This window comes from Allocoleopsis franciscana PCC 7113 (assembly GCF_000317515.1).
In the GTDB taxonomy this organism is placed as follows: Bacteria; Cyanobacteriota; Cyanobacteriia; order Cyanobacteriales; family Coleofasciculaceae; genus Allocoleopsis; species Allocoleopsis franciscana.
This window is the reverse complement of the sequence record NC_019738.1, coordinates 1,603,423-1,630,215: the sequence shown is the minus strand read 5'-3', so window position 1 is coordinate 1,630,215 and position 26,793 is coordinate 1,603,423. Positions and strand designations below refer to the sequence as shown.

Here is a 26,793-nt window from a genome sequence, read left to right as displayed (position 1 = left end):
GCTATAAGAAGCTTTTTTAAGAGTTGAATGCTCTATCTGTTGGTGGTTTGCCGCTTATCTTACCTATTTCTTTAATTATTAAGGTTTCCTTAATAATCCTTAACACTTCTTTAGCTCAGGATGGCAAAGACTAAATCTGTATATATATGTAACCAATGCGGGGAACACTTCTCACAATGGTTTGGCAAATGTTCAGCCTGCGGCACCTACAACTCCCTAGAAGAAGAAGTTTTAACTTCGACTCCTCTCAATATTAATCGGGGCGGTTGGCAATCTAATACCCGTTCTGATCGCAAGTCACCAAGCAAAGGACCAGCGCAACCGAGATCGTCTTTGAAGTTCTCGGAAATTTCCGACAATGTCCAGATGCGGTTTGCGTCCGGTTACATTGAACTTGATCGCGTACTGGGGGGAGGGATTGTTCCTGGCTCATTGGTGTTGATTGGTGGCGATCCAGGAATTGGCAAATCGACGCTACTTCTTCAAGTAGCCAATCAGCTAGCGCAGAACCATCGTATCCTTTATGTTTGTGCCGAGGAATCAGGACAACAGGTCAAGCTACGAGCCTCACGGCTAGGTGTGGGGACTAAACCCATTGAGGAAGAGGCATCGAGCAGTGCCCCAAAAAAGCGAGGGAAGTCATCCCAAAACGGACACCAGGATGCTCCCGGTTCCGTGAACCAAGCTAAACCAGAGAAACCCACCCAACCCAATCCGGATTTAAATCTCTATGTGCTGCCAGAAACCGATTTAGAAGAAGTGCTGCGGGAGTTGGAGTCTCTCAAGCCGCAGGTGGCTGTGATTGATAGTATTCAGACGTTGTACTTTGCCGCTTTAACGTCTGCGCCTGGTTCGGTGGCGCAGGTGCGAGAATGTACATCTGCGCTCATGCAGGTAGCAAAACGCGAGAACATCACGCTGCTGATTGTGGGACACGTTACCAAAGAAGGCGCGATCGCAGGCCCTAGGGTATTAGAACACTTGGTGGATACCGTGTTGTATTTTGAAGGCGATCGCTTTGCCTCTCATCGCCTCCTCCGTTCCGTGAAAAACCGCTTTGGTGCCACCCACGAAATCGGCATTTTTGAAATGGTGGATAAAGGCTTGCAGGAAGTCCTTAACCCCTCTGAACTGTTTTTAGGCAACCGAGATGAAAGTAGTCCCGGCACAGCTACCGTTGTGGCTTGTGAAGGCACCCGTCCACTGGTGGTGGAGTTGCAGGCGCTAGTCAGTCCGGCGAGTTATGGTTCACCGCGTCGATCCACCACCGGTGTAGACTATAACCGATTGCAACAAATTCTCGCGGTGTTGGAAAAGCGAGTGGGGATTCCCCTATCGAAGTTAGATGCCTACGTTGCCACATCAGGCGGGTTGGGCGTTGAAGAACCGGCGGCGGATTTGGGGGTTGCGATCGCCGTCGTTGCCAGTTTTCGCGATCGCATTGTCGATCCCCGTACTGTGATGATCGGCGAAGTGGGATTGGGTGGACAGGTACGGCTGGTTTCTCAAATGGAACTCCGCCTGAAAGAAGCCGCCAAGTTAGGCTTCAAGCGAGCGATTATTCCCAAAGGGCAAACTCTACCCGATATGGGTTTAGAAATCATCCCGGTAGCTAGAGTACTCGACGCTATTATTGCTGCCTTGCCTGGAGGTTTACGCCAGAATTTTGCGGATGATGGTGATGAGGAAATGAGCGAAGAGTGAAGGAGTGATGGCTTCAACGACTCGCTATCATTAATCCTTGCTGATTGCAAATCATTCAGGGTGCGACTGCCATTACCAATTACCAATTACCGATTACCGATTACCATTCCCCTCAATCCGCACTCAAAAATTCCAAATAGCAACTACTCAATTCCTTCACCGACAGCTCATAAAATTGTCTTCCATGTTCCGGCGTCGCCAAAGATGGGTTAGAACCCATTCGTCCATCGGGATAGCGCCGTCGAAAGTCTACTGCACCATAGATCGTATGTCCGGAAGCGGCAGAGGTGAGTAAGGGGATATCCTTGATCGATTCAGGATAGAGATACTGAGTAACGGCAATTTCGCTGGGTGTGGCATGGGAACCCTCTTGGTTGCCATACAACTCTTTCGCTAATTTATAGACAGAAGCACAGGTAAACCAATTAGCAACGCGACACTGAACGTGTTCTGCATTAGGAATATTTAAGTCTGTTAAGTGAGCGTAACTCTCGGCAAAAGCCGCCTTCAACGTAGCAATATTACCCCCGTGACCATTAATAAAGAAAAATTTAGTAAATCCGGCTCTGGTCAAACTACTGAGATAATCTCGAACTAGCTGAATGAGCGTGCTCGGTTGCAAGCTAATCGTGCCGGGAAATCCCGTATGATGCAGTGCCATCCCGACGTTAATGGTTGGGCCAACTAAAGCGTTAGTGGCTTCGCCCACACCCTTTGCGATCGCTTCTGCACAAATCGCATCGGTGCCAATTAACCCTGTCGGCCCATGTTGTTCTGTGGAGCCAATGGGCAAAATAATTCCTGAAGACTGCTTTAGGTAAGCCTCAACCTCTGTCCAAGTACACAAATGTAGCAACATTTTTATTTAGTCTCGCGTCGATAATCTTTAGACTCTGTATGCTCTGTAGGCGATGACAGGAGTTTGTCGCGCCGGAGGGTTACCTCAATCTTGACTAAGTAGACTCTTTCAGGAAAGCGACTCGTAACGATAGCGATGCACTTATCACTCCAAGCCGCAATGGGATTGGAGACTTATAAGATTGAAGCTGAAGTAGATAACCCAGATGGTTGCAACTGATGAGACAGTGAAAGTAAGAGAGCCGTAATCTACAGATCTGCGCCTTTATACTGTCAACCCCCCTATCTGTCATACTAAGTGTATGACTTGTATTACACCCTGTGCATATTATTGCAATAAGTTGCCATCAGCAACAAACTCAAGCAAAACTTATTAAGTCTTAAAACACTAGGGCTGACAGGTTTGTGTAAAGCTGTACTAATGAAGACGTATATTCCTAGACCTTTTTTCTCTGTGTGAGGAAGTAGTTTTGGTGTATACCTTGGCTTAGAACTTCAAAACACTCGGTTACTTAATTTATGCTTTCTCTCGATCTACCGCAGAGTCCTACCCGTCCAGAGCTGACGCAAGCGACGCGAATTCTGGTCGTGGAAGACGAAGATTTAATTCGGGAAATGCTTGTTCTAGCTTTAGAAGAAGAAGGCTTCGAGGTGACCACTGCCATCGATGGGCGCACTGCACTATCACTGCTTCAAGATGCAGAGCCAGCGGACGGAGAGTTCCAGTATGACTTACTTATCTTGGATTTGATGTTGCCCCAGATCAATGGTTTAGATCTGTGTCGCTTGTTACGTTATCAGGGTAATTTTGTCCCTATCTTGATTCTCAGTGCCAAAGCCAGTGAAACCGACCGGGTTTTGGGGTTGGAAGTCGGCGCAGATGACTACCTGACCAAACCTTTCAGTATGCGGGAGTTGATTGCCCGTTGCCGTGCCTTACTGCGTCGTCAGCGCTTGAGTGCCTTGCCTCAAACACCCATGCTGCAAATGCGGGAGGTTATCCTCTATCCTCAAGAGTGCCGCGTCATGGTTCGGGGGAAAGAAGTTAACTTATCACCCAAGGAATTCCGGCTTTTAGAACTATTCATGAGTTATCCTCGCCGAGTTTGGTCACGTGAACAGTTAATCGATCAGATATGGGGACCCGATTTTTTGGGTGACACAAAAACAGTGGATGTTCATATTCGCTGGTTGCGGGAAAAATTAGAACAAGACCCCAGTCAGCCAGAATATCTGATTACAGTTCGGGGTTTCGGCTACCGCTTTGGTTAAAAATGGAAATTAGAAGGTTGAAGGTTGGCGGCGTTCGGACACAGTGATAGATTTTGATCCGTCGAGAGTTGAATGTGTTATGCCAGTATTGAAAAGTTACAATGTTTAAACTTTCCACCTGGAAACCTTCAACCTTGCAACCGATAAACGATGACCCTACTGGCATTTTTACTGGGTCTGGCTGTGGGAATTGGGTTTTGTCTCTGGCAAAGGCAACGACTCCAACGGCAACTAGAACAAATGTTGGGTGTATTACAGACAGATTCCTCTAGCAAAGCCCTATCAGCCGTTTCTCGCTTGCGACAAGAAATTGCCCTAGCCAATGAGCATCGAGCAAAGCTGGAAGAAAAACTGCAAACAGGGCGGCGATTGCTAGAGGTAGCGCCTTTCGGATATTTGCAGGTCGATGAAGAGAATCGGTTGCTCTGGTGTAATGAGCAAGCGCGTCAGTTGTTGCAGATTGATCGATGGGAACCTGGACAGCTACGCTTACTCCTAGAACTTGTGCGTTCCTACGAACTCGATCAACTCATTGAACAAACTCGTCATCAGCAAAAACCGACGATCCAAGAATGGGTTTTTCACCCTCCTTGTTTAGATGGGGAAGCGATGGGGGATGTGCAATTGCTTACCCTACGTGCTTCGAGTTGGCCTCTCCCTCACGGACAAGTGGGAGTTTTTCTAGAAAATCGGCAACCTCTCGTCGAACTTGCTCAATCCCGCAATCAGTGGTTTTCAGACTTAGCCCACGAACTGAGAACGCCTCTAACTTCAATTCGCTTGGTGGCGGAAGCTTTACAAGGGCGTCTGGAGAATCCTGCACGCCGTTGGGTTGAACAACTGCTGCACGAAACTAACCGACTGATCAACCTTGTCCAAAATTGGCTGGAACTCAGCAATCTGGAGAAAAACCCTAGCAAAAGTCTCACTTATCAGTCTGTCGAACTGCGGTCTTTAATTCAGTCCACTTGGCAAACCCTGGAACCTTTGGCGCAGCAAAAGCAACTGTGTCTTGCCTATTTTGGCCTGGATACTGTCTGGCTGAGAGCAGATGAAGCCCGTCTCACCCAAGTTTTTCTGAATTTATTCGATAACAGTATTAAACACAGCTTCCCTCAAGTAACCATTCAAGTTGAAGTGACTCGCCTAGAAGCACCAGCCGTCGATAGTGAGGTTGAGGTGAGGGTTGATTCTTTCCCCTTGGGCAATGCCTCCAACGGGCTAGAGGGCGAAACTTCAGGCTCACTGATTCAAATCGATATCATTGACTCAGGCGCTGGCTTTACCGAATCAGACTTACCTCATGTGTTTAAGCGGCTTTACCGAGGAGATCCCTCACGGCAAAAGTCACCCAGTACATCTGAGCCTTGTACCATAGCTGTAAGCAGTGGTAGTGGCTTAGGACTCTCCATTGTCCAACAAATTATTCAAGCCCATGGAGGTACTGTGCAGGCGAAAAATCATCCGGAGACGAAGGGGGCTTGGTTACAAATTAAACTACCCGATCGCAAAAATTTACTATAAGTTAACGTTGATTTGCTATCACTGTAAATAGTAGTTAATACTCGCTCTGATTCTTTAAGGCATTTGAGGTGAGTCTATCTTCTGGAAGTAGCAATTCTGAACGTCTTCATTTTCAGCGCAGCCTCAGGCGCTTAGAGCAAGATGTCTTGCGTATGGGCGCATTGGTTGAACACTCTTTCCGCATGAGTCACCAAGCTCTATTCTCCCAAAACTTGGAAGCGGCTCAAGCCCTTCCTTTACTCGATAAGCAAATTGATCGCTACTATCGCCACATTGAGTTAGAGTGTGCCACACTGATGACGCTCGAAGCCCCCGTGGCTCAGGACTTACGCCTCCTTAGCGCGTTTATGCAGTTGGTGCGAGACTTGGAGCGAATTGGCGATTATGCCGAAGATTTAGCCGAAATTGCCCTTAAGCTCTTACCTTACCCCCGTCATGATTGCTTACCTCAGATTGAGGTGATGTCTCATCATGCTCAAGCGATGCTCGCTACGAGTTTAGTCGCATTAGCTGATTTAGACGCTAACGCTGGGCGATCGATTAAAGAACTAGATGATAAAGTCGATACGGCTTACGACACACTTTACCACACCCTAGCTCATCAACAGAATATTATTGGGGTTGTGGAACCGATTCTTTTGTTAGCTCTCGTCATTCGTCATTTGGAACGCATGGCTGATCATGCCACCAACATTGGTCAACGTGTGACTTACATTGTCACAGGCCACCGATAGAAAAAGTCAAAAATCAAAAACGGTTATTGCTTTTCAATTCCTCAATCTCGTCAGAACTCACACTGGCTTAACCTCAGGATTACCTAAATCTTACCGATTCCTAAACTGACTGCCCTACTATCTTTACAAGAACTATGGCTCGTTGATAACCAGAAATCGCGAATTAGGTGGCAGGGATTTCTTTTGTCATTTTTTCCCAGGAGCCTCCCAGGGTGTTTGCCAAACGCAGATCGACCGTGAGTTTAAAAGCAAGTTTTAGTTTAAATTATCTTTATTGGGAATTGTTCTGTTTGAATGATTCGGTTGGTAATGTCTAATACAATAGTCTTTGATCCTTGCCATGATAGCCTTTAAAAACTTAGTCATGCCACCTTTTAATCCCATGCTGTAGGGGATTATAAAAGTCAGCAACCGGACTCTAAGCGCCTGACTTCATTGAATAAACAACAAGTGATTGATGTTAGTTTAGCTTAATGAGTGCTAGAAGTTTTGGTTATCAGGAAGTATGTTCAAAAAGCTTTTATAAAATAAAAAAGGATGATACTGTAATTTATGAGTAGTGATTTCGATGGTGTTTAATTAAATCAAGAACTCTGTGGATAATGAATCCATGTTTCGTGAGTCTTGAGCGTCTATTCGGTGTGAGGAATTAATAAGCATCATGTCAACCTTGTTTTGGAAAATTTTAAGGCTCAGTCCAGTCCTACTGGGAGCTTCTCTATTCTTTTGTGGGAGCGCTTATGCTCAAGAGAATGCGTCTGAACAGACAGTAGGAAATTCTACTGAAGTTACGGTGGCACCGTCAACTGAGCTGCCTCAAACTCTAGTTATTGCTAGCCGCACCATTGCTCCCCAAAATATTTCTGAGCCAACAGTAGCCAGCGGCACTGACCAAGCGGCACTTCCTGAGAGTACAGTTGAAGTCTCAACCCAACTACCTGAGATTACACAGACCCAACCCTCCATTTCCCCAGTAACCCCAACAGACCCTAGCGTCAATTTCAACCGCGCCGACAGTACCCTGGCTCAGCAGGTACCCGCCTCAGACAAGACAACGGCTGAATCTGCCGAAGTTTTGCAGCAAATCCAGCAATATCAAGAAAACGATGCTGGAAGTCCTGCTGAGGCTCTTGACCAAGTTACCAATGTTACCCAACTGAGCGACGTCAGACCGACGGATTGGGCTTATGAAGCGCTACGCAGTTTAGTTGAGCGCTATGGTTGTATTGCAGGTTATCCCGATGGTACCTTCCGGGGCAACCGAGCCATGACACGCTATGAATTTGCGGCTGGATTGAATGCCTGCCTACAGCAAATTGAGCGGATCATCGGAGGTGGTGGTAACGAATTCGCGACTAAAGCAGATTTAGAAACGCTGCAACGGCTGGTTGATGAATTCAGAACAGAATTAACCGCCTTAGGTGGGCGAGTGGATCAGTTGGAAGGACGGGTAGCGTTCTTAGAAGACCATCAGTTCTCGACAACCACCAAGCTACGCGGGGAAGCTATCTTCGCTATTAGCGATTTATTTGGCGGACAAGATCGGGCGGGGAACGATTATGCCAGAGACGAGACAGTCTTCCAAGACCGAGTACGGCTTTCCTTCGATACTAGCTTCACCGGGAAAGATTTGTTGCGGACTCGTCTTCAGGCCGGGAATTTTAATGATTTTGGTCCCCTCACGAGTTCTCCTGGTCCAGGTGTTGGTATCACGAGAGAGGGTCGATTGGGATTCGCTGCTGATACAGGCAACAGCGTTGAGATCGATCGATTATTCTACCGCTTTCCATTGGGAAACTTCGGTCAAGCATACCTCCTAGCCAGTGGGGTTCCCTTTGAAGACATTGTGGATGTAGTTAACCCTGGCTTAGACTCAAGTGGCACGGGTGCTTTGTCTCGCTTTGGTCGTTTTAGCCCCATCTATCGTATGGGAGGTCAGGGGACAGGGGCTGCAATAACCTTGGGTGGAGGAAAACGTCCTCTCCGTTTTGATGCAGTTTATTCGACTAATGAAGGCAGCAATCCTGATGAAGGTGCTGGTCTTTTTGATGGCAACTACAGTGCTTTAGCCCAGCTAACCTTTAAGCCATTCGATGCCTTCAAAATCGCTGCAACTTACGTGAATTCGTACACCGGCAGCGGCATAGGACTCAATCACAGTACGGGGAGTCTTGCTTCTAATGTCCGAGTCAATGGTAGTCCTGTGGTCGGCAACTCCTACGGTCTAGAAGCCTCTTTTGCCTTCAGTCCTCAACTAATTTTGAGTGGCTGGGGTGCATACACGGCTGCCAGAGTGATTGGTGTTGGTGATGCAGATGTTTGGACCTACGGCGGCACACTCTCAATCAACGACTTTGGCAAGAAAGGTAGCTCGCTCGGTTTCGTGGTGGGTATGGAACCCAAGCTTACGGGTACAAGTAGTGCAGTTCTCGCCAGTGGGATTGGTGGTCTCCAAGCCGGACGTCGCAGCGATCGCGACACCAGTCTCCACCTGGAAGGCTTCTATAAGTTCAGACTATCCCCCAATATTCTCATCACTCCTGGTGTAATCTGGCTGACGGCACCCGGTCATGATAGCCGCAACGACGACATCTTTATCGGTACCCTCCGAACCACATTCACCTTCTAGTCACGTTTTTGATGAAATGGGTGAACAGCGAGTCCTGAACAGAGCGATTCCCTGCGGGATAACTACCTTTCAGGAACGCTACGCAAACGCTTAACACAGCTTTCTTTTCCATCAGTATCCCTAGACACTTCACAGTTGCCTAGCTCGCTGAGCGAAGGCAATAACGATCTCATCCCTTAAAGGGGTGGGATTTTTTTTTAATATTGCCCCTGGAGAAGACGTAAAGAGCAGGGAAAAAGGAAATAGGAACACTGCCAGAGAAAGTCCTGATCCATGACACTGCCCTGGTATAGGTAATTATCCCGCTCGTAATCCTTACCGACAGGGTTTGAGCCAGTCGGTAAGGTTGCCTTCAAAAGCGATCCGGCTAGCGATAAAAAGAAAGCAATGTCAAAACTGATCTGGAACACTCTCAAAGCGTCTCCGATTCTTCTGGTAGTTTCTCTACTAGTCACCCCCAGCGCACGAGCGACCCAGTATTCAATCGATCCAGTTATTTCTACGCACACAGTAACTGTTATTCCCCGCGAACCTGCGGCTTCTGTACAACCTAGCGATCGCCAAACCAATCAGCCATCTCAATCTCAAATTGTTGCCAGCAGCCCGACGCAAACAGCCATTGCTGCTCAACCCACTGTTGAAACCTTAAGCCAACTACCCGAAAGTACACTCATCCAGCCCTCAGTTTCCCCGTTGATGCCAAAGGAAGCGAGTGGCAACTTGAAGAGCACCCAAACTATCCTGGCGCAGCAGGTACCACCTCCTGAGAGCAGCACCACTGAGGTTTTGCAGCAAATTCAACAATATAACAGTGGCATTAAAGCTGACTCCCTCGACCAAGTCACCAATGTCAACCAACTGTCTGACGTAAGACCGACGGATTGGGCTTATGAAGCACTGCGAAGTCTGGTCGAGCGTTATGGCTGTATAGCAGGTTACCCCGATGGCACCTACCGAGGCAACCGGGCAATGACGCGCTATGAATTTGCCGCTGGTGTGAATGCTTGTTTGCAGCAAATGGAGCGCATTATTCAGTCCAGCACGGAAAACTTCGTTACTAAGCCAGACTTAGAAACTATCCAGCGACTCGTGAATGAGTTCCGCACCGAACTAACCGCTTTGGGAGGGCGAGTGGATCAGATCGAAGGACGGGTGGCATCCTTGGAAGCTCAGCAGTTCTCGACAACGACGAAGCTACGGGGAGAAGCCGTCTTTGCTATTAGTGATTTGTTTGGCGATCGCGCAGGCTCTCAAGCTGGAAATCCGGAGTACACTAACGACGAAGCCGTCTTTCAAAACCGGGTGCGACTCAATTTCGACACCAGCTTCACCGGCAAAGACTTGTTACGCACTCGCCTTCAGGCTGCGAACATTGAGCCATTTGGCCCTCTTACAGCGCCGAGTGGTCCGGGACTCAACGTCACCCGCGAGGGTCGATTTGCCATTGAAGCAGGCGGGAATAATAATGTCGCACTTGATAAATTGTTCTATCGCTTTCCCGTTAACGACATTGCCCAAGTTTATCTGTTTGCCAATCAAGGCAAGTTTGAGGACGTTACCTCTACACTGAACCCTAGCTTGGAGGGCAATGGTACTGGTGCCCTATCCCGCTTTGGTCGCTATAGCCCCATTTATTACATGGGAGGACAGAGTCAAGGGGCTGGAGTCTCAATTGGTGTAAAAAACCCGATCCGCCTAGACTTGGCTTACTTAACAGATGGGGGGAACAATCCCAACGAAAAATTTGGTCTATTTGATGGCAACCACTCCGCTCTTGCTCAGGTTACCTATAAGCCCAGCAATGCCTTGAGCTTAGGAGCGACCTATGTTAATACCTACGATCGCTCCAACTTACGTCATGGTACGGGTAGTATCGCGTCTCAGATGCAGTGGCAGAATCCTGTCAATGTGGCAAATCGCAACAATCCGGTTGTCGGTAACTCCTACGGTCTCGAAGCTTCTTTTGCCTTCTCGCCCCAAGTGATCCTGAGTGGTTGGGGAGCCTATACTAATGCCACTGTTATTGGCAAAGGTAATGCTGATATCTGGACTTATGGCGCGACGCTTGCCATCAGTGACGTTGGTAGTAAAGGCAGTACGCTAGGCTTGATCGTCGGCATGGAACCCAAGCTCACGGGTAGCGACAGTACGGTAGGGCCTTTCTTAGTGGGGAGTGGTGGGCGCAGAAGCGATCGCGATACGGGTTTGCATATTGAAGCTCTATACAAGTACAAACTCTCGCCCAATATTCTCATCACTCCTGGTGTGATCTGGCTGACGGCACCCGGTCATGATAGCCGCAACGACGACATCTTTATTGGTACAGTCCGAACCACATTTACGTTCTAATCACGAAGACCTGATCTAATTGAATATCCCCTCGCCCATCAAGAGCTAGGGGATAGAAAAAGAGAGTGTTCGGCAGCCTAATTAAAAAATGAACGTTGTTCTAATCGTGCCAATAATCGCATCACTGTTGCTGTCATTTTGATTGGGAGAAGTTAACCAGATCACACCTGGAGTGATGGAAATGTTTTTGTTGACCTTAAACTTGTAAAACCCTTCAATGTGATAAGCAAAATCCCGATTGAAGTTTCGCGTACCCCCCGGAACATTTAGCCCTCGGAGAGTGGGTTCGGCACCCGCAACAATCGCAGCAATATTACCTTTTTTGCCCAAATCAGGAAAGACAAAACCGACTGCAAAGTTCCAAATATCAGCATCCCCTAAACCAATCAGACGAGCTTCTGTTAAACCCACCCAACCATTAATGAGAAACTTAGGGCTAAATCCCAAAGAAGTTTGTATCCCGTAGGAGTTACTCACAACCGGTCTACTTAAGACCGAGGCTGGAAGATTCGTGACTCTTGCCAGTTGGGCTGGATTGAGATTGGCAAAAGCGGTACCCGTACCACCGAGAGCAAAACGATTGGCTCCATCACCATCGGTGTTACTACCATCATCATAGGCATGTACGTAAGTGAATCCAATCTTAAACCGATTCCCTAAAACAACTTGAGCAATTCCCGAATAATTGCCATTAAATAAACCATTGTCTGACCCGGGATTGCTCGCTGTATTCGAGATGTAGCCCAAGTCAACTCTTAAGTTATTGCTTGGTTTGATTGCTAAAGCCGCACCCGCGCCAAAGGGACCAATGCGGTAAATGGGGTTACGTTCTGCAAATCGCGAGATGGCATTTTCTCCACCTGCCAACCCTTCGAGGTAGGGGTTAACGGTGTCTGCATAGTAATGGTGTAGGGCGTTGTTCGCCAAAATTTGAACAGTGGCTGTTTTTCCCAAAGGGAAACGGTAACGCAAGATGTCGATAAACACATTGTTATTAGCATCTCCGTCATAGGTAAATCGCCCTTCTTGGGTACCACTCGATCCATCTTGGAGCGTGACACCTGCTCTGGCTAAAAGCGGTGTAGCATTACCCGCTTGGAGCCGAATTTGTAACTGGTCTTTTCCACTAAAACTGGTGAGAAAATTGAGCCGAACCCGGTCATGAAGGACTGTATTGACTTGACCGTCAATATCGTCTCCAAATGCATCAGCAACGCCGAAAATTGCTTCTCCAACCAGCTTGGTTGTTGTAGAAAATTGATGGTCTTCTAAGAACGCTACACGACCTTCTAGGGTATCGACACGGGTTCCCAAGACGGTCAATTCGGATCGGAATTCATCCACCAACCGTTGTAGCGTTTCTAAATCTGCTTTAGTGAGCAATCCTTGACTTCCAGTCTGAGTCAAACGCTCCACTTGCTGCAAGCAAGCATTCAAACCTGCGGCAAATTCATAGCGCGTCATAGCTCGGTTGCCTCGGAAGGTGCCGTCGGGATAACCTGCTATACAACCATATCGTTCTACTAAACTGCGTAGCGCCTCATAGGCCCAATCAGTTGGTCTGACATCACTGAGTTGAGAGACGTTGGTTACTTGATCCAACGGATCGTTTTGCGAAGTTTCAACCTCGCTATAGGGAGTTATTATTTCCCCAGTCGGGATACCTGTTTCCTCTATCTGCTCCTCACTAGATTTTTGAGCCGTTTCTATCGGTAAATCCGTTGAATTTGTGTTAGCAAATGATTGTTGGAAAGGCTGTTCAACGTGTTCTTTTTGCTGTATAGATAGAGCGGCGGTGGCAACTGAATTGTTTTCAGGAACTTGAGCCGTACTAACCGATGGCAAGAGTTCAACAGGTGTTACCGATATGGATGTATTGGCATCGGAAGACACAGCGATAGACTGAGTTTCCTGTGCCGTTGCTACTACTGAGCTGAATATTAACAGTATTCCACTAAAAATGGCTGGGCTAGTTAGCAGAATATTTCGGGAAATTTTTGATCGTTTCACTCTATTCACACCCACAAAAAAGTTTTCCTGAGCAAGCAAGTCAGCTCTGAAGAATGGTGAAGTTTGAAGCTAAAAAAATTTAAAATTGAAACTTCACCCAACTTCATTGAGAGTGTAATACTGTTTTTTTTTCTCAGTTTTTGTATTTAAAGATGCAAAAAAACAGGATTTATGCAATATTAGAATCTCTATAATTCTAATATTGCATGAGTCAATGTCGTTCTCGTATTCTGAGGCAAGTTACCATTCTGTGCATGTGATCGCCTAGGCGACGAGTAAGTAATATATGTCGTTTGACTAATCAATCAATGGATGGTATGCATCCTGCCATTGTTTGAAAGATAAAAATTTTTAAGGTATATCTCTAGACGCAAGCTAATCAAACACGGTAATATTAGAGATTGTGACTTTTATAAAAAAACATGAAGGCTCAAGAGATTATTCGCTCCATCGAAGCGGAACAGCTTAAATCAAACCTTCCCGTGATTCATGTCGGCGACACCGTTCGGGTTGGGGTAAGAATCCGAGAAGGTGGCAAGGAACGGGTACAGCCTTACGAAGGCACCGTGATTGCTATGCGTAACGGTAGTATCAACGAAACGATCACAGTACGACGTGTGTTTCAGGGCGTCGGCGTAGAGCGGGTATTTTTGATTCATTCTCCGCGAGTGGAGAGCATTAAAATTATCCGTCGAGGTAGGGTGCGTCGGGCGAAGTTATTCTACTTACGCGATCGCGTGGGTAAAGCGACTCGCATCAAACAACGCTTTGACCGGGGAATATAAGTTAATTTGGCAAGGCATTGACTTTATGTTGACGCCCTGCGCTAAACTAAATAATGTGATGTGAGGGGTTTAGGATTACTACCCCAATCACTCCGTGCGCTCTTAGTTCAGTTGGTAGAACGCAGGTCTCCAAAACCTGATGTCGGGGGTTCAAGTCCTCCAGGGCGCGCTCTAAAATAAATACATAGAATGTAGAAAGACAAAGTTCCGCTTCTGCCCGAAGCCACTACTTTGACTGGTCTTCTCCCATGAAAGTCAAAAAATTCGGGTAAACTTGTTGTGGAAGTGGTTGTAAAGTATCTCATCACGGAGATACCTTAAAGCTGCGTTAACGGAGGCTTGGTGATTGGGTTTCTCCGGGTAAACGCCCTGCCCTCCCACAAATATCAACGTTGTGGGCAGATAAATCCAAGAATCTTGCACCTAAAATCGAGTGACGGGGAGATCTAAGGTCGTGGCAAAAAAAACGAAAACTGAATCAGAGACTCAAAGCACTGAATCCGGGTTTAACGTAGCAACGTTCTTTGATGACACCAAAGAAGAACTCGGTAAAGTTGTTTGGCCGAGTCGGCAGCAGCTAATTAGCGAATCAGCAGCTGTGCTACTGATGGTGATTTTAAGCGCCACCTTAATCTATTTGGTGGATGGCCTCTTTGTATGGGTATCAAAACAGGTATTTTGATGAGTTTTGCCGCAGACGAATCAAACGATTCAAATCAACAACCCGAACAAACTCAAACCGCACACTGGTACGCGGTTCAGGTGGCGTCTGGCTGTGAAAAGCGGGTCAAGACCAACCTGGAACAGCGCATTCAAACCTTGGATGTGGCTGACCGGATTTTAAGAGTGCAAATTCCGCAGACGCCGACGGTGAAAATCCGGAAGGATGGTTCTCGGCAACACTCTGAAGAAAAAGTCTTCCCCGGTTACGTATTAGTCCAAATGGTGATGGATGACGACGCCTGGCAGGTTGTTAAAAACACACCAAATGTGATTAATTTTGTTGGGGCAGAACAAAAACGTCGCTATGGACGGGGACGGGGACACGTAAAACCCGTGCCACTAAGTCCAGGAGAAATCGAACGGATCTTCAAGCAAGCCCAGGAGCAAGAGCCGGTTGTCAAAATTGATATGGCAGTCGGAGACAAAATCGTGGTGCTTTCGGGTCCGTTCAAAGATTTTGAAGGCGAGGTGATTGAAGTTAGCCCCGAAAGGAGCAAACTAAAGGCGTTACTCTCGATTTTTGGACGAGATACGCCAGTAGAATTGGAATTCAACCAGGTTCAAAAAACTAGCTAGAAATGGCCAAAAAAGTCGTTGCAATGATTAAGTTGGCTCTCCCAGCCGGGAAAGCCAACCCAGCCCCGCCCGTTGGTCCAGCCTTGGGTCAACACGGGGTCAATATTATGGCGTTCTGTAAGGAGTACAACGCCAAAACAGCCGATCAAGCGGGAATGGTCGTGCCGGTCGAAATTTCGGTGTTCGAGGATCGTAGCTTTACGTTTATTCTCAAAACGCCACCCGCATCCGTGCTGATTCAGAAAGCTGCCGGAATTCCCAAAGGGGCGAGTCAACCCAACAAGCAAAAAGTTGGGACAATTACGCGGGCGCAACTCCAAGAAATCGCCCAAACCAAAATGCCCGACCTCAATGCCAATGATATTGAGGCCGCGATGAAAATTGTAGAAGGAACCGCTCGCAATATGGGTGTCGCGATCGCAGATTAGTCCCCTCCCTTCAAGATTCACGCCAAAACAGTTAGTTGTAAACCCAATTCGGGGGAGAAGCGCTAGCTTCGTTAGGAACCCCAGGAGAGACAGATGACGAGAAAGCTATCACGCCGATTACAAGAACTGCAAAAAAAAGTCGAGGATCGACCTTACGATCCCTTAGAAGCACTGAACCTGTTAAAAGAAACAGCGACGGCAAAATTCCCGGAATCAGCGGAAGCACATATCCGTTTGGGAATTGACCCGAAGTATACCGACCAACAACTGCGAACAACCGTAGCGCTACCCAAAGGCACCGGCCAAACGGTACGGGTAGCCGTGATTGCCAGAGGTGAGAAAGTTACGGAAGCCAGTAATGCTGGTGCTGACTTGGTCGGTTCTGAGGAATTGATTGACGAAATTCAAAAAGGCATGATGGACTTTGACCTCCTGATTGCTACTCCGGACGTGATGCCCCAAGTGGCAAAATTAGGTCGCCTTTTGGGTCCAAGAGGTTTGATGCCTTCTCCCAAAGGTGGAACTGTCACTTTTGATCTGGCTCAAGCGATTCAAGAATTCAAAGCTGGTAAACTAGAGTTTAGGGCTGACCGCACCGGCATCGTCCATGTGTTGTTTGGGAAAGCATCCTTTAGCGCCGAAGACCTGCTAGTGAATCTTAAAGCTTTGCAGGAAACCATTGACCGAAATCGTCCCTCAGGAGCAAAAGGTCGTTATTGGCGTACTGTGTATGTATCTTCAACAATGGGGCCATCGATTCAAGTCGATATCAACGCTCTGCGTGATATGAAGGTCGGTGAAGCCGCCTAAACTTGAAAATTGAGGTTTAGACTGATTCAAAATTCCAGGCGAAAAAATTAAATCAGGCTTGTGCCAAAGACAGCAGGTGCAAATGGCTTAATATCCTGCCGAGGTCAATGTACTCAGTATCTCCCGTGTCGCCAACACTCATGAAGTGATGTGGCGTCTGAGATACGAAGTAAAACCCCGGCATGGCGTCCGGGGTTTTGTTTTGGTCGAGGGGTTGAAGGCTAGAACGTTGAAGGATTTCAGGTTGAAAGTTGAAAGTTCAAGCTTGTTTAAACCTTCAATCGCCTTACCTGCAACCTGCAACTAACCTGTAACCTGCAACTTTATAAAGGAGGTGAACGAACGATGGGCAGAACAATTGAAAGCAAACAAGCTGTTGTGGCGGATCTCAAGCAAACCTTGAGTGAAGCTCAGCTAGCGGTTGTAATCAACTATCAAGGGCTGACCGTTGCTGAAATTACAGACTTACGGAGACGTTTACGCCCAACAGGCACCGTTTGCAAGGTAACCAAAAACACGCTAATGCGTCTGGCCATTGGAGAGGATGCCAAATGGCAACCGATGACGGAATTTCTTTCCGGTTCATCCGCGTTCATGCTGGTCAAAGACGACATTAGCGGTGCGATTAAGGCTTACCAAGACTTCCAGAAAGCCAGCAAGAAGACCGAACTCAAAGGCGGCGTGATGGAAGGTCGCGCCTTAAACGAAGCTCAAGTCAAGGCAATTGGCGACTTGCCCTCGAAGGAACAACTGATTGCCCAAATTGCTGGGGCGATTAATGCCGTTACAACCAAGGTTGCTGTCGGTATTAACGAGGTTCCGGCTTCTCTGGGTCGATGCCTGCAAGCGATCGCAGACAAAGAGCAAGGCACCTCCGACAGTGAGGCGGCCTAAAACCGCGATCGGGAGCCGAAGAGAGTTCCCTCATGTTAAGAATTGCCCCTTATATTTATGTGGGCTAGCTAGAAAACTAATCTCAAAGGAGTTTACCAATGTCTGCTACAACCGATGAAATTCTCGAAAAACTCAAATCACTGACGTTACTCGAAGCCTCTGAACTGGTTAAGCAAATTGAAGAAGCCTTCGGCGTCAGTGCGGCTGCCCCGGTTGGTGGCATGATGATGATGGCTCCGGGTGCGGGTGGAGCTGCTCCAGCCGAAGAAGCCGAGGAACAGACTGAATTTGATGTGATTCTCGAAGACGTTCCTGCTGATAAGAAGATTGCCATTCTTAAGGTAGTACGGACATTGACGGGTTTGGGCCTTAAAGAAGCCAAAGATTTAGTGGAAGCAGCTCCCAAACCGGTTAAGGAAGGAATTGCTAAGGATGCGGCTGAAGATGCCAAGAAGCAGTTGGAAGAAGCTGGCGCGAAGGTCAGCGTGAAGTAACATTGATTGGAATCAAGGGGTTGGGCAAGCTCCCAACCCCACAATCATCACTTTTTTGTAGAGCAAGCCAGAAGCCTGCTCTCTTTTTTTGTCAAATTTCACTCTCACATCAATCAAATAAGTGATTTGATATACAAAAATCAAAAATCAAATTCGACTGAAGGGGAATAACTTCCTTTTATGGCGCGTCTCGCTCCCTCCCAAGTCATAGGGACAACAACTAGCAAAGCTAAAAATTACCCCTTGAGCTACTGATATTGTCACTTAGGACTAACACACAGTAGATATAGCTACTTTCTATAAAAACTATTAGTAATTTTTGGAGTAGCGAAGTACATGCTTGGCTTTTTCTTATTTAAGATAAGAACAGATAAGAAAAACCCAATGAATCTCTCGGACTTATTTCTGTTACCTATAGGTTAACGGACTAGCCTCCTAAAGTGATATCTCATTGGATAGCTGCTGGCTCATTAAAAATTGACGCTCGAAGCCGTTAAATTATTGACCCACCTGAGGAAAAACTATGAATGCTATTTGCACCAATCATGAACCTAACGCCCTAGCTGGCTTAGTCACCAATTCTGAAGAAAATTTCCAACCCGCTAGAGGCATTCGATTGCCTAAGCTCTCATTCAATGTATTGCAGCGACTACGCCAATGGCTCGACCAAATCGAGGTTAATGACCCTGAAATGGCTCGATTGCTGGCTAGGCTGATTCCAGCTCAATGTCCATTTGAGCGGGATATTATGATATTGGGTCATAAGGTGGGACATATTCCTCCCTTGTGCAAATTGAATCCGTTCTACGAGCAATTAGTTGGCTTGCGTTTTCGCGCTCTTTGTTTCCTAGCCGATCAGTGTGGTGAAGATATACAATCCTATTGTTAAAGTTGAATACAGCTCCACGCTTGAATACTTAGCTTGAGTGACGTTAATTTCGTCAATCACCTCCTCGACAAAAGTCTTATCGTTAGCTCCAGAAATATACGTCCCAGATTACTGCTCTCACCGATTCAGCGCATCATTTGGAGAGCTTGTAATATTAAACCAATTCCAGTTGATTGTCGAAAAAATGCAGCGCATTTAAAGGCAAATTCCCCCATCCCACCATAGGCTTTTTAGTAAGTTCCTTGCCTTGGAGCTGCAACCTTTCAGGCACAGTGATCAATTGGTAACCACGCGGCGTGAGTGGGTCAAGAATTTCGCGTAATGCCTGCACAGTTTTTGAGCGATCGCCACCACTCTAACTTTTGGGGGCGTCGCCCTGCACTCCGTTTCGGGAAACCCATTGATAAAATAATTATAGTCTCACAAAGCATTAGAGCTGTTGGCCTAAGGCAAGCTTAGCGGTTAGCGAAACAAGCGCCACAAGCTATGCCCAGCAACGCTCTTTAGGGTGAGGGCTTTGTGAATCAGGATGGGCAGAAATTAATATTATATTTAACCCTGCCCAAAGCCAATCCCTTAATTTTTGATTGCTTTAATAGCAAGAGTCATTGTAGAATGATGATCCCCTAGGAACAGTTACCTAGATAACGGATAGAGTATAAATCTCCTCTGCTTGGGTGCATTGAATCTAGAAGATTTGGAAGAAAAAAACGGTCAATGTTGGCTGCATTTTCCTATGTCCAGTTTGCCTGATTCAACTTAAGTCGTTCAGGTAAAGTTATGGCTGGGTTGGACGTAGGAGAAGGGGAGAATAAAAGTTATCTCCCCTAAAACCCCTCTGTGTTTGTGTGTAATGAGTGATTGAACGGATTTGAGATCAGACAAGCTCAGCTCCGTAGGTTGCTATTGGATTGGCAACCCAATTCAGATGGATAAGTATGTAGATCATTCAGCAGACTTTTCCATCCTCCGGCACACTCTTATACCCTCTCACAGAAAATATGAGAGTTGTCAACCGATATATTTAATTGGAGCTGCGAGCTTTAGTCAGTCTTCGTGTTTACACTCTATGATGAGCCGCCTAACCCTGAGTGATGACCTCTTCCCTCCAAGAAGCAAATTCCTTCAGAGTTCAGTCGATTCATCTCTATCCCAAGTTGAGACTCCAAGAGCCAAGGGAACCAGAGTCACCCGCAGAGCAATCGGTGATGATGAGTCGCCAAGTGCCTGCGGCTGACAAATTCTTAAACGCAGAGAGCGGCTGGAGTGAAGTATAGTTGCCACCGGGAATGACAGAATTCTCTGCCGCTGCCACTTCAAATTTGTAGCTGTTGTTGTCGCTGAAGTTGTAATCGCCCTTGAGGTCGTTGCTATAGCCACTCGAAGAAAAGTAAGGTTGACCCGGTCGGCGGAACAACTCAACCACCGTGTCAGTCTCCAAGTGGCGCAAGCGCACAGTGAGGTCGCCAACCCAAGTGTGGATAAGGTTTTTCAGTGTGAGGCTCACCTCAGAGATCTTGAAGTTGTCTGTAACGACAATGTCATCCTGAAAGCTGCCGTGGCCATCAGGAATATTGCCACCATTACCCACAAACGTCGAGATGTGAACTTTCTGGGTCGTGGGATGTTGAAAATCAACGGTTGCAGTGGCTGTCCGTACTTCTTCGACAATTTTAGACATGATAATCAGTACTCCAAGAAGCTAAAGGTTGACAAGAGTGAGAATCCGAGGGGGGATAACCCTGACGGGAGGCTTTACGAGAGTGAAATCAAATTGCGAAATCAAATTGTTAAGAACAGTTACGCTGTTTTGCATCTTAGATAGATGCAAACCGGATTTTCTACATCTTATATAGATGAAATCCAGAATCTTATTGATTTTCGCAATCAAATCCTATATTTCTTTACTTTGATAATAATGGCATTTTTTATGCAAAGAGATCCAGTACTTTGAGACCTTTTTTTTGAAAAAAACATATTAATAAGCGGGTGATTTTATCTGTCTTTACGCTGTAATGCTTGCAGTGAAAGAGTTTAACATGTTTTAATTTCCTAAATTTTAATGATTTTATATAAATTTATTGTAAGGATAATCTGAAATAATCTTTAGCTTTAATCTAAAAAAATCTAACTCAATTCAAAATTTCAAAACAAAAAGATTATGACATGGTAGATTTATTTCCACCATGTAAAGTTTTAGGTAAAGTAGACAACCTTTTACTATTAAGCCGTTTATAAACTCACGTTCCGCCTATTTAAGGGGCGTACTAGGAATTTTTTTCGGGACTAGAGCAACCACCAAACTCAGGTAAAACAAACTATCTTAGCCAAGTTATTGTTCAGCTAGAGGCAGTAAATTTACCTATTCGATTGAGCTTTTGGGGCGCATCGCCACCCTAAAAAACTTTAAAAATTGCTTGGCTGTCTTTTTTAGGCAATCCGTGACCTTGTCTAAGGTAACTTTGTTATCACGATAAACTTGCCTTAAGTTAGCCCTACCTTAGAGACGCATAGATTCTATGTTGATTTAAAAATTTTTTAGGTCATTAATAAAGCTCCTTAACGATTTCAGGGAATGGGCGACAAAGACTAGTGGTGTGATGCAGGGAGGAAAGAAAGTGGGCTGAAGCAAGAGGACTGCGGCTGCCAGCCCACGGTTTTTATTCTGTGAGGCCTCTCAAACTGTCATACACAGACGTATGACACGTATTACACCAATAAGAATATTATTTCAATTAGCTGAGTTTTTTTGTTAAAGATTTGTTACGATTCGCGAACGTCGCCCTGGTTTTTCTCTTCTAGACTAATGTCATTTTTCACGGAGTCAACGACTGATCGGCTCCTGGTTAAGGCTAAGGAGGATGATAAAGCAACGGCGGTGGTCACCTGAAGGGGGTACCTTTACCTCATTGGGCAGGGATGGCGTGGGGCAAGAGGAGTCCATCTCAAAAATGATTAAGGCGTTGCTTAGTTAAGGGATGATTAGGCAACGGTCACTCTGATCAGAGCGGTTAGCGAAATGCGTGACCAAAACTTGGTGGAACACGTTTCGCGGCTAAGAGTGGAGACGAGTATAACAACGTCTTTTCGTTCTTAGCGGTCGTACCTAATGATTCCTTAAATTAGCAACGCCAATTATGAAATTTTTGATTCCGTTGTCTATTCTGCGGTTGCCAGTTCCGTACTGCCCGCCGCACGACGCCGTGTCAGGGTGTTGAACAGCATTTGACCAATGGCTTTGATCAGGTTACCTTCCAACTCCTGGAACAGTTTCATGTTCATGCCAAAGGTAGCATTGGCTTCATCTACAATCCGCTCCGCCGTAGCGTCATCGATGGGTAACTCATCAAGGGCTTGCCGATAGTTGGCTTTAAATGCTTTCTCGTCCGGAATATCTTGGAATTCGTAGAAATCCGTACCCTGCCCCTCGGCTAAATTCATAGCCCGTTGGGCAATCTTTTTGAGAATTTGCCCACCGGATAAGTCACCGAGATAGCGCGTGTAGGAATGAGCAATCAACAATTCAGGTTGTGTGGCAGATACTTCCCGAATGTGTTGCACATAGTTTTTCGCCGCTGGTGAAGGAGCGACTTGCTCACGCCAGTTAGAACCGTAGTAGAAGTACAAGTCTTGCTCTAGGCTCTTTTTCCGGTTGAGCTGGGGGAAGTAGATTTTGGAGAGAATTGGGTGTGTGCTGTGGCGATCCATCTCTTCTTCCATCGCCGAATAGACGAAGTAGAGGTTTGAAACCAGCTTCCGGTAAGAGGTTTTCTCAACGACACCTTTCAAAAAGCATTTGACAAAACCCACATTTTCCGCCATTGTGTGAGCTTTTTTAGTACCCTCACGCAGCTTGGTGGCTAAATTGTTACTCATTACAAATGATCCTGTCTTTAAAGTTGACGGCTGTGTATTGTTTCTTACAAAAGAGCTAAAGCTAAAGCTTTGCCAAATTGTTAGAATATACTGGTTTAATGAGAAGTGCAGTTAAGATTTTTTACACAACTTAAACTTCTGTGTTCGGATTGATACATAATCTCCCGCAGGTCAATCAGTCCGTCAGGCGGCAGGAAAGCGGATACCCCAACAGAGAGTGTCTTTCCGTAGTATAATAGTATATTCTTTTGTTCAGATTTTCGGGGACAGTTGGTGCGTTCCTCTATTACGCTTGATTAACCATTAGATAAGATTCACAGGAATTTCTCAGGTTTTTTGCGGGACATTAATCACAATCAACTTCTTTCAAAGACTAATGTACCAAGAAAAAACAATCATACTGAGTTGCTTTTAAACGTAGTAGATAACCAAAGCTGGGGAAGAAAAACAACTAGCTATGAGTGCAACTTGATGTTCAATCTATTTTCTAAAACGCTATTTCTGCATAAATTTCTCTCTCCGTTTGCCTAAACTCATCATCGAGATGATACAACACATTACGTATTGCTTGACGCAGTTGCATTGCAGGCTCTAAACAGTCGCGCTGATAGTCCATCACAGTCAACTTCAAATGAGGATACAAAATTTTTAAAAATCCTGCGGCTGACTTGAGAATCGCGTTTTGATCGCGTACAGTTACATGACTATCAAAATGTGTGTTTTGCTGAGCATATTGAATGAATCGGCTATCTTGCCGTAAAGCTAATAAGGCTTCACCGAAGAAATCCATCTTCAAGCCAGTTTGATAAGCTGTCATATCTCTTTGAAATTTGGGAATTTGCCAACCTGGAATTATTCCTGCAAAGCGGTCGAGAAATGCAGTTTCATTAAAGAATTTAGGCAAGTTTGCAATTAAGTTGTCTTCATTTTTAGGTCGTTGTTGCTCATCTAATTCAATATTTGCCAGCATCACTAACGAGCAATCACTGGAAATATCGGCAAATCCAGAGCGATTGTATCGACCACTTGCCATATAAGTTTTTAAAGGGCCAATCACCTCCTCTGGATTATCAAATGTTAAACTTTGAACTTCATCCAGAACAACAACGTCGTGACGACCGATTAATCCAATCTCTTTCGTGCGACCATCGATGAGGAGTCGAGCTGGCGTAATTTTACCACCACTTATAAGTTTAACTTTATTACTGATATTCTCAAATACAAAACTTTTACCTGTTCCCTTTGGAGCCAACTCCATAATATGATAGTTTGGCTCGACAAGTGGAAGTAATCGAGCAAGAACCCAGGTTTTAGCTTCTCGGCTGTAGCTTGGATGTTGAGGGTTAAACCCCATAGAGCAAAACATCAAGTCTCGCCATTCATCCGTGCTAAACTGTGCCCGACACTCAGCATAAGCTTTAAGGTCGATCGCAGAACATTGAAATGGCTCAAAGCCAACAACCTCAATTTGTCCATCAGGTCTCATTGTTAAACTGATTTTTCCCCAAAGACCTTGCCTGAGAAGCATTAGATTTTTCTGAACGAGGTCGGGAGAAATAGAACACTCTTCCAGGTTGAGGACAGGAATACGGGCAAGAGGTTCTGGAATCTCTCCTGTCTTCTGCTCTACTTTTACACGAACCTGCATCAGGGCAATTAATTTGTAAAAAGCATCCTGAGTCAGGTAAAAAATGATTTCTTCCTTATCATCTTTACGAGGGAAGGCTTTCTGGACAAAACTATTTACTTTTTCCAGTTCCTCTGATGTTAGGGAGCCTGTTCCTGGGACAATTTTATCGAGAAGCCACTCACCAACAAAACTAGGTACGCCAGTACCTGTCAGCCCACTAGAAGGTAATCGGCTTTTATCAATACTCAGAGAACCGAAAACTTCGCGGACTAATTCATTCCTATAAGCCACTGTTTCAGAGGAATTCATCAATGTCTAACCCACTACTGAATATTTGATTAACAACAATTGCTGATTTTGGGTCTAGCGAAGCTGTTCCCTCTTCAGTATTAGCGAAACTAAAACTTAATTTACCGGATAGGGGTAGACTCTTTCCTTCATGGCTGGGAGGGAGTTCAGGCCAGTCAGAAATAGTAATCTTAAAGGATTCCTTCTTGTTGGCTGGAATTGTGCTTGTCAGAGGCTTGCCGATTTTGAGAGAAGATAATTCGTTGATATACAAGCAAAGGTCTGTCAGCGGCACTGAATTTGGGTTATCAATTGTAACTTCTATGTCTCCTGGTTGCTTAGGTTTGCCTTCGCCACGACAGGAAACGAGTACTGGGGAACGCTCAACGGCTCGACGCAGGACGGAAAAACCGACAACAACTTCCTCAGGAAACAAGCCACCATGAGAACCAATAATGTGTTTGTCAGCGGTATAGCTGAAGGAATTCAGCGTTGCTGCGTTTCTGACGACACTAATATCGTGGGGAAGACTGTAGCGATCGCACTCTAGTACCACAAAGCGGGGATCGTCGGTTTTGCCAATCGCCATTCTCCCTTTTGGGTCTAATTCGTCAGGGCAATGAGTAATTTGTGCCGACTTACCCATCATCTGACCATGATCGCTAGCAATTACGATTCTAAGTTGATCAGGGTTGGGGTATTGCTGTAAGCAGTAATGAATGGTTTCGGCAATATTATGAAGAGTATTGGGACGCTCAAACTCATAGAGACTCTGCCAATCTTTGCAACTGTGATAGAGTTCATCCAGCATTTCGGTATCCCAGCAGTACAAGCGCTGAGTTTTTTTCCTCAAATCCTTGTAAAGCTTATCGATTTGTCCATCCGTGTACCGTTTACCAATGCCCATCTTTGAGAAGCCTTTGCTTATATCATCGACCCAGTGAGGTGGGCTAGGAGGTAATTGGGCGTACAAGCTCCACTTGGCGTATTCAGTCTTGGTTGGTAGGATGCTGAATCGGGGCTGAAGGTCGGTTTCAATTTTCAGTTGGTGATTTTTGGTCAGGAACGACAACAGTTCTAGGTGGTCTAACCAACCCAATCCATCCACCACAACCCAAAGGACGGGACTCTCCTGGCAGAAATTTCGCACTATGGATGTGACGCTGTAGTTCAAGTAGGAATTATCAACGGAGTCCACCTTCATCTCTAGATAGTTTTTCAGCATCCACTCAACAAAGCTATCTGCTAAACGATCGCTGATTCTTTGATTTGAAGGGGGTTGGTTGATGACAATTTCCCAACGGCGGAAGGGCAGATAACGTTCTGTTACCCAGGCAAACGCTTGCTGGGGACTGGCATCAAGAGCTAGGGGCTGAGGTTGGAGCGGTGGTTGGCGATCGCGTAACTCTATCTTTTGCTGATAATTGAGATAGCCAGCAATCTTTGTTTCCCTTGCCTTATTAATCCAGTAGGGTCGATTGCTTAAAACTTTGTAGGCTTGAGCTGCAATCCGCTCCATACCCGGTTGCTGAGTGGGGCTTAGATTATCCAGAACTTCAGCTTCAGTGCGGTAGAGTTGCTGTTCCCAATAGTTGTCAAATTCCTGGGTTAAGAACTGGGGAACTGGCAGGGGGTACTTGCCAAGTTCCTCAAAAGCAGGTTCAGCTATGCCTAACCAGCGACGAAGGAGCAATAACTTATCATCAGTCTGGTAGTGGGTTGCTAGCTCATGCTCTTTAACCTGTTGCTGCCAAACTTGTTCTAAAGGTTCACACTCGTCTGGAACCTGAATGGCTAGCCAAGCCGCTAAATTTTCGATTGAAGGTTCTGCAAGCCATATCTGCTGGTCGCTCCCGGTAATATCTGCTAACAAGTAGGCGATTGGGTTGTCTTTGGGATAGGAGTCCAGTTGGGTGGCGAGAGTTAGTAGTTGCTTGTCCGTCCACTCATCTGGTAAAGGCACTGAATGGAATAAGTCTGTTAATTTCAAGCGTGGGTCTTGCTTAATTTCTGCGATCGCATTAGTTTTATTCCAAACCCGAAGCCATTCCTCTGCCCAAGCACACAACCGCTTGCCTTTGACCCAGTAGGGAGAGTCGCTCACACCAAAAGACTGCATCCATTCCACTTCGGTGGTGATGGGGATATAGCCAGCAGGAATATCGTACAGTCCAGTCGGGTCGAGTACGATGGATTTGTCTGGGTTAGGCTGGCTCTGGTTAGTGGGTAACGGAGCGTCAAACAGATTGAAGCGTGCTTTGCCCGTTTCAGAGGTGACTGGCGGCGTTGGTTGGATGATAGGTTGAATGTATTCAGACAC

At 46.1% G+C, this 26,793-nt stretch carries 21 protein-coding genes, 1 tRNA gene and 1 other annotated feature; of the genes, 15 read left to right on the top strand and 7 right to left on the bottom strand.

The genetic code is table 11. The annotated features are described in order from the left end of the window. The first annotated feature begins 120 nt into the window (after window positions 1-120). Window positions 121-1,704, top strand: coding sequence for a DNA repair protein RadA (gene radA / locus MIC7113_RS06875; protein WP_015181456.1), 1,584 nt, complete (start codon window positions 121-123; stop codon window positions 1,702-1,704). Window positions 1,705-1,816: 112 nt separating this feature from the next. Here the strand turns inward: radA and MIC7113_RS06870 are convergent, their stop codons facing one another. Then, window positions 1,817-2,563, bottom strand: coding sequence for a creatininase family protein (locus MIC7113_RS06870; RefSeq protein WP_015181455.1), 747 nt, complete (start codon window positions 2,561-2,563; stop codon window positions 1,817-1,819). Window positions 2,564-3,081: 518 nt separating this feature from the next. Here MIC7113_RS06870 and MIC7113_RS06865 point away from each other — a divergent pair. The 5 genes from MIC7113_RS06865 (at window position 3,082) to MIC7113_RS06845 (ending at window position 11,070) form a co-directional block, all read left to right on the top strand. After that, window positions 3,082-3,834, top strand: a complete 753-nt coding sequence (locus tag MIC7113_RS06865; protein ID WP_015181454.1) for a winged helix-turn-helix domain-containing protein — start codon at window positions 3,082-3,084, stop codon at window positions 3,832-3,834. A 150-nt stretch (window positions 3,835-3,984) separates the two neighbouring features. Then, window positions 3,985-5,358, top strand: a complete 1,374-nt coding sequence (locus MIC7113_RS06860) for a sensor histidine kinase (protein ID WP_015181453.1) — start codon at window positions 3,985-3,987, stop codon at window positions 5,356-5,358. 68 nt (window positions 5,359-5,426) lie between these two features. Then, window positions 5,427-6,092: a phosphate signaling complex protein PhoU gene (gene phoU / locus MIC7113_RS06855; RefSeq protein WP_015181452.1), complete on the top strand. Its 666-nt coding sequence runs from the start codon at window positions 5,427-5,429 to the stop codon at window positions 6,090-6,092. A gap of 661 nt (window positions 6,093-6,753) precedes the next feature. Next, on the top strand, window positions 6,754-8,721 hold the full coding sequence (locus MIC7113_RS06850; RefSeq protein WP_015181451.1) for an iron uptake porin: 1,968 nt from the start codon (window positions 6,754-6,756) through the stop codon (window positions 8,719-8,721). Window positions 8,722-9,108: 387 nt separating this feature from the next. Next, on the top strand, window positions 9,109-11,070 hold the full coding sequence (locus MIC7113_RS06845) for an iron uptake porin (RefSeq protein WP_015181450.1): 1,962 nt from the start codon (window positions 9,109-9,111) through the stop codon (window positions 11,068-11,070). A gap of 81 nt (window positions 11,071-11,151) precedes the next feature. Here the strand turns inward: MIC7113_RS06845 and MIC7113_RS06840 are convergent, their stop codons facing one another. Continuing rightward, window positions 11,152-13,080 (bottom strand): iron uptake porin, encoded by a 1,929-nt coding sequence (locus MIC7113_RS06840; RefSeq protein ID WP_226883598.1) that lies wholly within the window; start codon window positions 13,078-13,080, stop codon window positions 11,152-11,154. A 422-nt stretch (window positions 13,081-13,502) separates the two neighbouring features. Here MIC7113_RS06840 and rplS point away from each other — a divergent pair, with 422 nt between their 5' ends. The 6 genes from rplS (at window position 13,503) to rplA (ending at window position 16,402) form a co-directional block, all read left to right on the top strand. Further along, window positions 13,503-13,865 carry a 50S ribosomal protein L19 gene (gene rplS / locus MIC7113_RS06835; protein ID WP_015181448.1) on the top strand — a complete coding sequence of 121 codons (363 nt, stop codon included), beginning with the start codon at window positions 13,503-13,505 and terminating at the stop codon, window positions 13,863-13,865. A gap of 96 nt (window positions 13,866-13,961) precedes the next feature. Then, window positions 13,962-14,034 (top strand) — tRNA-Trp (locus MIC7113_RS06830). 285 nt (window positions 14,035-14,319) lie between these two features. Continuing rightward, a complete protein-coding gene (secE, locus tag MIC7113_RS06825) occupies window positions 14,320-14,547 on the top strand; it encodes a preprotein translocase subunit SecE (RefSeq protein WP_015181447.1) in 228 nt (75 codons plus the stop codon). Further along, window positions 14,547-15,164, top strand: a complete 618-nt coding sequence (gene nusG / locus MIC7113_RS06820) for a transcription termination/antitermination protein NusG (RefSeq protein WP_041779931.1) — start codon at window positions 14,547-14,549, stop codon at window positions 15,162-15,164. Before secE ends, nusG begins: the two co-directional genes overlap by 1 nt. 2 nt (window positions 15,165-15,166) lie before the next feature. Further along, window positions 15,167-15,592: a 50S ribosomal protein L11 gene (gene rplK / locus MIC7113_RS06815; protein WP_015181445.1), complete on the top strand. Its 426-nt coding sequence runs from the start codon at window positions 15,167-15,169 to the stop codon at window positions 15,590-15,592. Window positions 15,593-15,685: 93 nt separating this feature from the next. After that, entirely contained in the window at window positions 15,686-16,402 is a 717-nt protein-coding gene (gene rplA / locus MIC7113_RS06810) for a 50S ribosomal protein L1 (protein ID WP_015181444.1), read from the top strand. A 45-nt stretch (window positions 16,403-16,447) separates the two neighbouring features. Next, window positions 16,448-16,612 (top strand) — a sequence feature (ribosomal protein L10 leader region). On the opposite strand, the gene MIC7113_RS38575 is transcribed toward rplA, so the two are convergent. Then, entirely contained in the window at window positions 16,455-16,586 is a 132-nt protein-coding gene (locus MIC7113_RS38575; protein ID WP_256374797.1) for a hypothetical protein, read from the bottom strand. (Overlaps the previous feature by 132 nt.) 135 nt (window positions 16,613-16,747) lie before the next feature. On the opposite strand from MIC7113_RS38575, the gene rplJ reads away from it, so the two are divergent. The 3 genes from rplJ to MIC7113_RS06795 all read left to right on the top strand — a co-directional run bounded on the left by rplJ (window position 16,748) and on the right by MIC7113_RS06795 (window position 18,679). Then, window positions 16,748-17,296 carry a 50S ribosomal protein L10 gene (gene rplJ, locus MIC7113_RS06805; RefSeq protein ID WP_015181443.1) on the top strand — a complete coding sequence of 183 codons (549 nt, stop codon included), beginning with the start codon at window positions 16,748-16,750 and terminating at the stop codon, window positions 17,294-17,296. A 98-nt stretch (window positions 17,297-17,394) separates the two neighbouring features. Continuing rightward, entirely contained in the window at window positions 17,395-17,790 is a 396-nt protein-coding gene (rplL, locus tag MIC7113_RS06800) for a 50S ribosomal protein L7/L12 (RefSeq protein ID WP_015181442.1), read from the top strand. A gap of 523 nt (window positions 17,791-18,313) precedes the next feature. Next, a complete protein-coding gene (locus MIC7113_RS06795; RefSeq protein ID WP_015181441.1) occupies window positions 18,314-18,679 on the top strand; it encodes a Mo-dependent nitrogenase C-terminal domain-containing protein in 366 nt (121 codons plus the stop codon). A gap of 1,147 nt (window positions 18,680-19,826) precedes the next feature. Here the strand turns inward: MIC7113_RS06795 and MIC7113_RS06790 are convergent. The 4 genes from MIC7113_RS06790 to MIC7113_RS06775 all read right to left on the bottom strand — a co-directional run bounded on the left by MIC7113_RS06790 (window position 19,827) and on the right by MIC7113_RS06775 (window position 26,793). After that, on the bottom strand, window positions 19,827-20,360 hold the full coding sequence (locus MIC7113_RS06790; RefSeq protein WP_051055595.1) for a proprotein convertase P-domain-containing protein: 534 nt from the start codon (window positions 20,358-20,360) through the stop codon (window positions 19,827-19,829). A 1,478-nt stretch (window positions 20,361-21,838) separates the two neighbouring features. Then, window positions 21,839-22,555: a biliverdin-producing heme oxygenase gene (locus MIC7113_RS06785; protein WP_015181440.1), complete on the bottom strand. Its 717-nt coding sequence runs from the start codon at window positions 22,553-22,555 to the stop codon at window positions 21,839-21,841. A gap of 487 nt (window positions 22,556-23,042) precedes the next feature. After that, window positions 23,043-24,494: a BREX system Lon protease-like protein BrxL gene (brxL, locus tag MIC7113_RS06780; RefSeq protein WP_015181439.1), complete on the bottom strand. Its 1,452-nt coding sequence runs from the start codon at window positions 24,492-24,494 to the stop codon at window positions 23,043-23,045. Continuing rightward, complete coding sequence (locus MIC7113_RS06775) at window positions 24,481-26,793, bottom strand: hypothetical protein (protein ID WP_015181438.1); 2,313 nt, start codon at window positions 26,791-26,793, stop codon at window positions 24,481-24,483. Before MIC7113_RS06775 ends, brxL begins: the two co-directional genes overlap by 14 nt.

Coding starts and splice junctions, on each gene's coding strand:
- radA (WP_015181456.1), top strand. CDS start 121: ATGGCAAAGACTAAATCTGTATATATATGTAACCAATGCGGGGAACAC.
- MIC7113_RS06870 (WP_015181455.1), bottom strand. CDS start 2,563: ATGTTGCTACATTTGTGTACTTGGACAGAGGTTGAGGCTTACCTAAAG.
- MIC7113_RS06865 (WP_015181454.1), top strand. CDS start 3,082: ATGCTTTCTCTCGATCTACCGCAGAGTCCTACCCGTCCAGAGCTGACG.
- MIC7113_RS06860 (WP_015181453.1), top strand. CDS start 3,985: ATGACCCTACTGGCATTTTTACTGGGTCTGGCTGTGGGAATTGGGTTT.
- MIC7113_RS06850 (WP_015181451.1), top strand. CDS start 6,754: ATGTCAACCTTGTTTTGGAAAATTTTAAGGCTCAGTCCAGTCCTACTG.
- MIC7113_RS06845 (WP_015181450.1), top strand. CDS start 9,109: ATGTCAAAACTGATCTGGAACACTCTCAAAGCGTCTCCGATTCTTCTG.
- rplS (WP_015181448.1), top strand. CDS start 13,503: ATGAAGGCTCAAGAGATTATTCGCTCCATCGAAGCGGAACAGCTTAAA.
- nusG (WP_041779931.1), top strand. CDS start 14,547: ATGAGTTTTGCCGCAGACGAATCAAACGATTCAAATCAACAACCCGAA.
- rplK (WP_015181445.1), top strand. CDS start 15,167: ATGGCCAAAAAAGTCGTTGCAATGATTAAGTTGGCTCTCCCAGCCGGG.
- rplA (WP_015181444.1), top strand. CDS start 15,686: ATGACGAGAAAGCTATCACGCCGATTACAAGAACTGCAAAAAAAAGTC.
- MIC7113_RS38575 (WP_256374797.1), bottom strand. CDS start 16,586: ATGCCGGGGTTTTACTTCGTATCTCAGACGCCACATCACTTCATGAGT.
- rplJ (WP_015181443.1), top strand. CDS start 16,748: ATGGGCAGAACAATTGAAAGCAAACAAGCTGTTGTGGCGGATCTCAAG.
- rplL (WP_015181442.1), top strand. CDS start 17,395: ATGTCTGCTACAACCGATGAAATTCTCGAAAAACTCAAATCACTGACG.
- MIC7113_RS06795 (WP_015181441.1), top strand. CDS start 18,314: ATGAATGCTATTTGCACCAATCATGAACCTAACGCCCTAGCTGGCTTA.
- MIC7113_RS06790 (WP_051055595.1), bottom strand. CDS start 20,360: ATGTCTAAAATTGTCGAAGAAGTACGGACAGCCACTGCAACCGTTGAT.
- MIC7113_RS06785 (WP_015181440.1), bottom strand. CDS start 22,555: ATGAGTAACAATTTAGCCACCAAGCTGCGTGAGGGTACTAAAAAAGCT.
- brxL (WP_015181439.1), bottom strand. CDS start 24,494: ATGAATTCCTCTGAAACAGTGGCTTATAGGAATGAATTAGTCCGCGAA.